4 protein-coding genes are annotated in these 7,425 nt (G+C 45.6%); all 4 read left to right on the forward strand.

Annotation, left to right across the window (positions count from 1 at the left end; all coding sequences use genetic code 11):
- The first annotated feature begins 111 nt into the window (after positions 1 to 111).
- Positions 112 to 873: a pyruvate dehydrogenase complex transcriptional repressor PdhR gene (pdhR, locus tag AB4185_RS00615; RefSeq protein WP_009847596.1), complete on the forward strand. Its 762-nt coding sequence runs from the start codon at positions 112 to 114 to the stop codon at positions 871 to 873.
- Positions 874 to 935: 62 nt separating this feature from the next.
- Positions 936 to 3,599 (forward strand): pyruvate dehydrogenase (acetyl-transferring), homodimeric type, encoded by a 2,664-nt coding sequence (aceE, locus tag AB4185_RS00620; protein ID WP_017063244.1) that lies wholly within the window; start codon positions 936 to 938, stop codon positions 3,597 to 3,599.
- 26 nt (positions 3,600 to 3,625) lie between these two features.
- Positions 3,626 to 5,548 carry a pyruvate dehydrogenase complex dihydrolipoyllysine-residue acetyltransferase gene (aceF, locus tag AB4185_RS00625; RefSeq protein ID WP_372134658.1) on the forward strand — a complete coding sequence of 641 codons (1,923 nt, stop codon included), beginning with the start codon at positions 3,626 to 3,628 and terminating at the stop codon, positions 5,546 to 5,548.
- 242 nt (positions 5,549 to 5,790) lie between these two features.
- Positions 5,791 to 7,221 carry a dihydrolipoyl dehydrogenase gene (gene lpdA / locus AB4185_RS00630; RefSeq protein WP_017059440.1) on the forward strand — a complete coding sequence of 477 codons (1,431 nt, stop codon included), beginning with the start codon at positions 5,791 to 5,793 and terminating at the stop codon, positions 7,219 to 7,221.
- Positions 7,222 to 7,425: the final 204 nt, after the last annotated feature.

The following is a 7,425-nucleotide window of genomic DNA, read 5'->3' on the forward strand; positions in this document are numbered from 1 at the left end:
TGATGCAGGTCAATTTTAGGCTGGACAGTGGCGTTTTAATTATGTTAATTTCTGCCCAACTTAAAATTGGTATTACCAATTGTCAGCGAAGAAAAAGAAGAACAACAAACTATGGCTTATCAAAGGATTCGTCAGCCAAAACTCTCCGATGTTATCGAACAAGAGTTAGAAAGGTTGATAGTGGAAGGAACACTGGCTCCAGGGCAGCAGCTGCCGCCTGAGCGCGAACTGGCGAAACAGTTCGATGTGTCTCGTCCTTCAATCCGAGAAGCGATACAACGTTTAGAAGCAAAACGCTTGCTTACTCGCCGTCAAGGTGGAGGTACGTTTGTTAGCGAAAATATCTGGAAAAGCTTTTCAGATCCTTTGCTTAATTTGTTGTCGTCCCATTCTGAAACCCAACTAGACTTGTTGGAATCGCGTCATGCGATGGAAGGGATTTCGGCTTACTTTGCGGCATTACGTGGCACTGATGAAGACTTTGCTCGAATTCAAGCATGCCAAGAAAAAATTCGCGGTGCGCAAGATAAGGGTGATATTGAAGCCGAATCTGCAGCAGTGATGGCTTTTCTTATTGCTTTAACAGAGGCAGCGCACAATGTGGTGTTATTGCACATTGTTCGTAGCTTGGCTCCGTTACTCGAACAAAACGTCTTAGAAAATTTAAAGCTGTTGCATCGTCGTAAAGACGTTGTGGAGAAAGTGAGTATACATCGAGCTAACATTGTGGATGCGATCGTTTCAGGACAGCCAGAACAGGCACGTGAAATGTCACACTCTCATTTAGCTTACATCGAAGAAACATTGATGGATTTGACCAAAGAAGAGTCGCGCCGCGAACGTTCTTTACGTCGAATTCAACAGGGTAAATAGCCGTAATACTTCGGCTTTTTACGTGTTTAGTAGAATCCAACTAACAAAAAGGATAGATCGCCATGTCTGACATGAAGCATGACGTTGATGCTCTGGAAACTCAAGATTGGTTAGAAGCTCTTGAGTCAGTAGTACGTGAAGAAGGTGTAGAACGTGCACAGTTTTTACTAGAACAAGTTCTAGATAAAGCGCGTTTAGATGGTGTTGATATGGCTACAGGCATCAACACAAACTACATCAACACAATTCCAGCAGCACAAGAGCCAGCTTACCCTGGTGACGTAACTCTTGAGCGTCGTATTCGTTCGATTATTCGCTGGAACGCAATCATGATCGTATTGCGTGCTTCTAAAAAAGACCTAGACCTTGGTGGTCACATGGCTTCTTACCAGTCAGCAGCAGCGTTCTACGAAGTATGTTTCAACCACTTCTTCCGTGCTCCAAACGAGACTGACGGTGGCGATCTAGTTTATTACCAAGGTCACATCTCTCCAGGTATCTACTCTCGTGCATTCGTTGAAGGTCGTCTAACTGAAGAGCAGCTAGATAACTTCCGTCAAGAAGTTGATGGTAAAGGTATTCCTTCTTACCCGCACCCTAAACTGATGCCTGAGTTCTGGCAGTTCCCTACAGTATCTATGGGTCTTGGCCCGATCTCTGCGATCTACCAAGCGCGCTTCCTTAAGTACCTTGACGGCCGTGGTCTTAAAGATACTTCTGCTCAACGTGTATACGCTTTCCTAGGTGACGGTGAGATGGATGAGCCAGAATCACGTGGTGCTATCTCTTTCGCTGCGCGTGAGAAGCTAGACAACCTATGTTTCCTAATCAACTGTAACCTACAGCGTCTAGACGGCCCTGTAATGGGTAACGGTAGCATCATCCAAGAACTTGAAGGCCTATTCAAAGGTGCAGGTTGGAACGTTGTTAAAGTTATCTGGGGTAGCAACTGGGATTCTCTACTAGCTAAAGACACTACTGGTAAGCTTCTTCAACTAATGAACGAAACTATCGATGGTGACTACCAGACATTCAAATCTAAAGATGGCGCATACGTACGTGAGCACTTCTTTGGTAAGTACCCAGAAACAGCTGCACTAGTTGCAGACATGACTGACGACCAAATCTTCGAACTGAAGCGTGGTGGTCACGACTCTTCTAAACTGTTCGCTGCATTCAACAATGCAAAAGAGACAGGTGGCAAGCCAACAGTAATCCTAGCTAAGACAGTTAAAGGTTACGGCATGGGTGAAGCTGCAGAAGGTAAGAACATCGCTCACGGTGTTAAGAAGATGGACATGACTCACGTACAATACCTACGTGACCGTCTAGGCCTACAAGACATCCTTTCTGATGAGAAAGTGTCTGAGCTTCCTTACCTGACTCTAGAAGAAGGTTCTGCTGAGTACGAATACCTACATGCTCGTCGTAAAGCCCTACAAGGTTACACGCCAGCACGTCTGCCTAAATTTACTCAAGAATTCAAAGTTCCTGAGCTAGACGCATTCGCACCTCTACTAGGTGAACAGAAGCGTGATATCTCTACAACTATGGCTTATGTACGTACGCTAAACATCCTTCTTAAAGATAAGAACATTGGTAAGAACATCGTTCCTATCATCTGTGATGAAGCTCGTACATTCGGTATGGAAGGTCTATTCCGTCAGGTTGGTATCTACAACCCACACGGTCAAGAATACACACCTGAAGATAAAGGCATCGTTTCTTACTACAAAGAAGCAACGTCTGGTCAAGTTCTTCAAGAAGGTATCAACGAACTAGGTTCTATGGCTTCATGGGTTGCTGCTGCAACTTCATACAGCACAAACGATCTACCGATGATCCCGTTCTACATCTACTACTCAATGTTCGGTTTCCAACGTATTGGTGACATGGCATGGCTAGCAGGCGACCAACAAGCTCGTGGCTTCCTATTAGGTGCTACTGCAGGTCGTACAACACTGAACGGTGAAGGTCTACAGCACGAAGATGGTCACTCGCACATCCAAGCGAACACTATCCCTAACTGTATCTCTTACGACCCAACGTTTGCTTACGAGCTAGCAGTAATCATGCAAGACGGTATCCGTCGCATGTACGGTCCTGAGCAAGAGAACGTTTACTACTACCTAACAGTAATGAACGAGAACTACGCAATGCCAGCAATGCCAGAAGGCGCTGAAGAAGGCATCCGTAAAGGTATCTACAAGCTTGAATCTCACGCTGGTGCTAAGGGCAAAGTTCAACTAATGAGCTCTGGTACTATCATGAACGAAGCGCGTAAAGCGGCTGAAATTCTAAGCGAAGAGTACGGCGTAGCATCTGACGTATTCTCTGTAACGTCGTTCAACGAACTAACTCGTGACGGCCAAGCGGTAGAGCGTGACAACATGCTTCACCCAGAAGCTGAAGAGAAAGTACCGTACATCACGACTGTTCTTGGTAAAGAACCTGCAATCGCAGTGACTGACTACATGAAGAACTACGCTGAGCAAGTACGTGCGTACATGCCAACTGAGTCTTACAAAGTACTTGGTACAGATGGTTTCGGCCGCTCTGACAGCCGTGCAAACCTACGTCGTCACTTCGAAGTTAACGCTGGCTACATCGTAGTTGCAGCTCTAACTGAACTGGCTAAACGTGGTGACATCGAGAAATCTGTAGTTGTTGAAGCAATTGCTAAATTCGATATCGACACTGAAAAAACTAACCCGCAATACGCATAAGACTGGCATTAAGGTAGGTAAATACAATGACAATCGAAATTAATGTACCAGACATCGGTGCTGACGAGGTTGAAGTAACTGAGATTCTTGTAAACGTTGGCGACAAGGTTGAAGAAGAGCAGTCACTGATCACTGTTGAAGGCGACAAAGCTTCAATGGAAGTTCCTGCGTCTCAAGCGGGTATCGTTAAAGAAATCAAAGTAGCGGAAGGCGATTCTGTTTCTACTGGTTCTCTTATCATGATCTTCGAAGCTGAAGGTGCTGCAGCAGCACCGGCTGCTCCAGCAGTTGAAGCGGCGGCACCAGTTGCAGCTGCTCCTGCAGCGGCAGCTGAGCTTAAAGAAGTTCACGTTCCTGACATCGGCGGTGATGAAGTTGAAGTAACTGAAATCATGGTTGCTATCGGTGACGCAGTAGAAGAAGAGCAATCTCTTCTTACTGTTGAAGGTGACAAGGCTTCAATGGAAGTTCCTGCACCATTCGCTGGTATCGTTAAAGAAATCAAGATCGCTTCTGGTGACTCAGTATCAACTGGTTCTCTAGTAATGATTTTCTCTGTAGAAACAGGTGAAGTAGCGGGCTCTGGCGCTCCAGTTGCAGCAGCTCCTGCTCCAGCGGCGGCACCAGTTGCAGCGGCTCCAGCAGCATCAGCTGAAAAAGAAGTAAACGTTCCTGATATCGGTGGCGACGAAGTAGAAGTTACTGAAATCATGGTAGCGGTTGGCGATACAGTAGAAGAAGAGCAATCTCTAATTACTGTTGAAGGCGACAAAGCTTCAATGGAAGTTCCTGCACCATTCGCTGGTACAGTAAAAGAGATCAAGATTGCAGCTGGCGACAAAGTGTCAACTGGCTCTCTAATCATGACTTTCGTCGTGGCCGGCACTCCGGTTGAAGGCGCAGCGCCTGCTCCTGTTGCAGCACCTGCACAAGCAGCAGCTCCAGCGGCGGCACCTGCTCCTAAAGCAGAAGCACCTGCAGCGGCTCCAGCAGCTGGCGACTTCCAAGAGAACGGTGACTACGCGCACGCTTCTCCAGTAGTTCGTCGTCTAGCTCGTGAATTCGGCGTTAACCTTTCTAAGGTTAAAGGTACTGGTCGTAAGAGCCGTATCCTTAAAGAAGACGTTCAGTCTTACGTTAAAGATGCACTTAAGCGTCTTGAGTCTGGTGCAGCTGCATCTGGCAAAGGCGGCGACGGTTCTGCTCTTGGTCTACTACCATGGCCAAAAGTTGACTTCAGCAAGTTCGGCGAAACTGAAGTTCAGAAGCTTTCTAAGATTAAGAAGATCTCTGGTGCTAACCTGCACCGTAACTGGGTAATGATCCCTCACGTTACACAATGGGACAACGCAGACATCACTGAGCTAGAAGCATTCCGTAAAGAACAGAACGCAATCGAAGCGAAGAAAGACACTGGCATGAAGATCACTCCACTTGTGTTCATCATGAAAGCTGTTGCTAAAGCGCTAGAAGCATTCCCAGCGTTTAACTCTTCTCTTTCTGAAGATGGCGAAAGCATCATTCTTAAGAAGTACGTAAACGTGGGTATCGCTGTTGATACACCAAACGGTCTAGTTGTTCCTGTCTTCAAAGACGTGAACAAGAAAGGCATTTACGAGCTATCTGAAGAGCTAATGGCTGTTTCTAAGAAAGCACGTTCTGGTAAGCTAACAGCGGCAGACATGCAAGGCGGTTGTTTCACAATCTCTAGCCTTGGTGGTATTGGCGGTACTGCATTTACTCCAATCGTAAATGCTCCAGAAGTAGGTATCCTAGGTGTATCTAAGTCTGAAATTAAGCCAGTTTGGAATGGTAAAGAGTTCCAACCACGTCTACAGCTTCCACTGTCTCTATCATACGACCACCGTGTGATCGATGGTGCTGAAGGTGCACGCTTCATTACTTTCCTAAACAGCGCACTATCTGACATTCGTCGTCTAGTACTGTAATTGAGAAAGTAATTATTAAGGTGACTTTCGGGTCACCTTAATTCTTTATATAAAGACTATTTTTAGAGAACAGTTTCCTGCATTTCTCATAATCTGATGGGGAATTGTTGTCTAGCTCACAGGCTAACTTAAAGCTACTTTCACACTGTTAACATCTCTGTAAAATGTTTCCTGTTTGAAAGCCCAATAATTTTAAGAACATCTACTCAGCCTGTTAGGGATAATGACTACAAGAGGTCACAATGAGCAAAGAAATTAAAGCCCAAGTTGTTGTACTTGGTTCAGGTCCTGCTGGTTACTCAGCGGCATTCCGTTGTGCGGATTTAGGTCTAGAAACAGTACTAGTTGAACGTTACAGCACTCTTGGTGGTGTATGTCTAAACGTTGGTTGTATTCCATCAAAAGCACTTCTTCACGTTTCTAAAGTAATCGAAGAAGCTAAAGCGATGGCAGAGCACGGCGTTGTATTCGGCGAGCCACAAACGGACATCAACAAGATCCGTATCTGGAAAGAAAAAGTAGTTGATCAACTAACTGGCGGTCTTGGCGGTATGGCTAAGATGCGTAACGTTACTGTTGTTAACGGTTTCGGTAAGTTCACTGGTCCTAACAGCATTCTTGTTGAAGGCGAAGGCGAAGCAACAACTGTTAACTTCGACAACGCAATCATTGCTGCGGGTTCTCGCCCAATCAAACTTCCTTTCATCCCACATGAAGACCCACGTATTTGGGATTCTACGGATGCACTAGAACTAAACGAAGTACCTGAAAAACTGCTTATCATGGGCGGCGGTATCATCGGTCTTGAGATGGGTACGGTTTACCACTCTCTAGGTTCTAAAGTTGAAGTTGTAGAGATGTTCGATCAAGTTATCCCTGCTGCGGATAAAGACATCGTTAAAGTTTTCACTAAGCGCATTAAGAACAAGTTCAAGCTAATGCTTGAAACTAAAGTGACTGCTGTTGAAGCAAAAGAAGACGGTATCTACGTTTCAATGGAAGGCAAAAAAGCACCAGCTGAAGCTGAACGCTACGATGCTGTTCTTGTTGCTATCGGTCGTGTTCCAAACGGTGCACTTATCGACGCTGAAAAAGCGGGTATCGAAGTTGATGAGCGTGGTTTCATCAATGTTGATAAGCAAATGCGTACTAACGTTCCTCACATCCACGCGATCGGTGACGTTGTTGGTCAACCAATGCTTGCTCACAAAGGTGTGCATGAAGGTCACGTAGCTGCTGAAGTTATCTCTGGTAAGAAGCACTACTTCGACCCTAAAGTAATCCCATCAATTGCGTACACTGAGCCAGAAGTTGCTTGGGTAGGTAAGACTGAGAAAGAAGCGAAAGCGGAAGGCATCAACTACGAAGTTGCTACTTTCCCTTGGGCTGCTTCTGGTCGTGCAATCGCTTCTGACTGTGCAGATGGCGTTACTAAGATGATCTTCGATAAAGATACTCATCGCGTAATCGGTGGTGCTGTTGTTGGTACTAACGGTGGTGAACTTCTTGGCGAAATCGGCCTAGCAATCGAAATGGGTTGTGATGCAGAAGATATCGCTCTTACTATCCACGCTCACCCAACTCTACACGAGTCTGTTGGTCTAGCTGCGGAAGTATTCGAAGGTTCAATCACTGACCTTCCAAATAAGAAAGCAGTGAAAAAGAAGAAGTAATCCTTCTTTAGCCACTCGCTAATGTTTTTAAAAGCCGCTGATTCGTCAGCGGTTTTTTTATGTCTGAAGAAAAGAGCAGGAACGTTTCACTCCGAGATGCGAGTACGCTGCGCTTCGGGATGCGAAGAGACATTCCATTCTACAAAAAAGGGTTGACCCATTAGGCCAACCCTTAAATTATTTACTCGAATCTCGAATCTCGAA

It is taken from the genome of Vibrio sp. 10N.286.48.F5, assembly GCF_041469785.1.
GTDB lineage: Bacteria > Pseudomonadota > Gammaproteobacteria > Enterobacterales > Vibrionaceae > Vibrio > Vibrio crassostreae_C.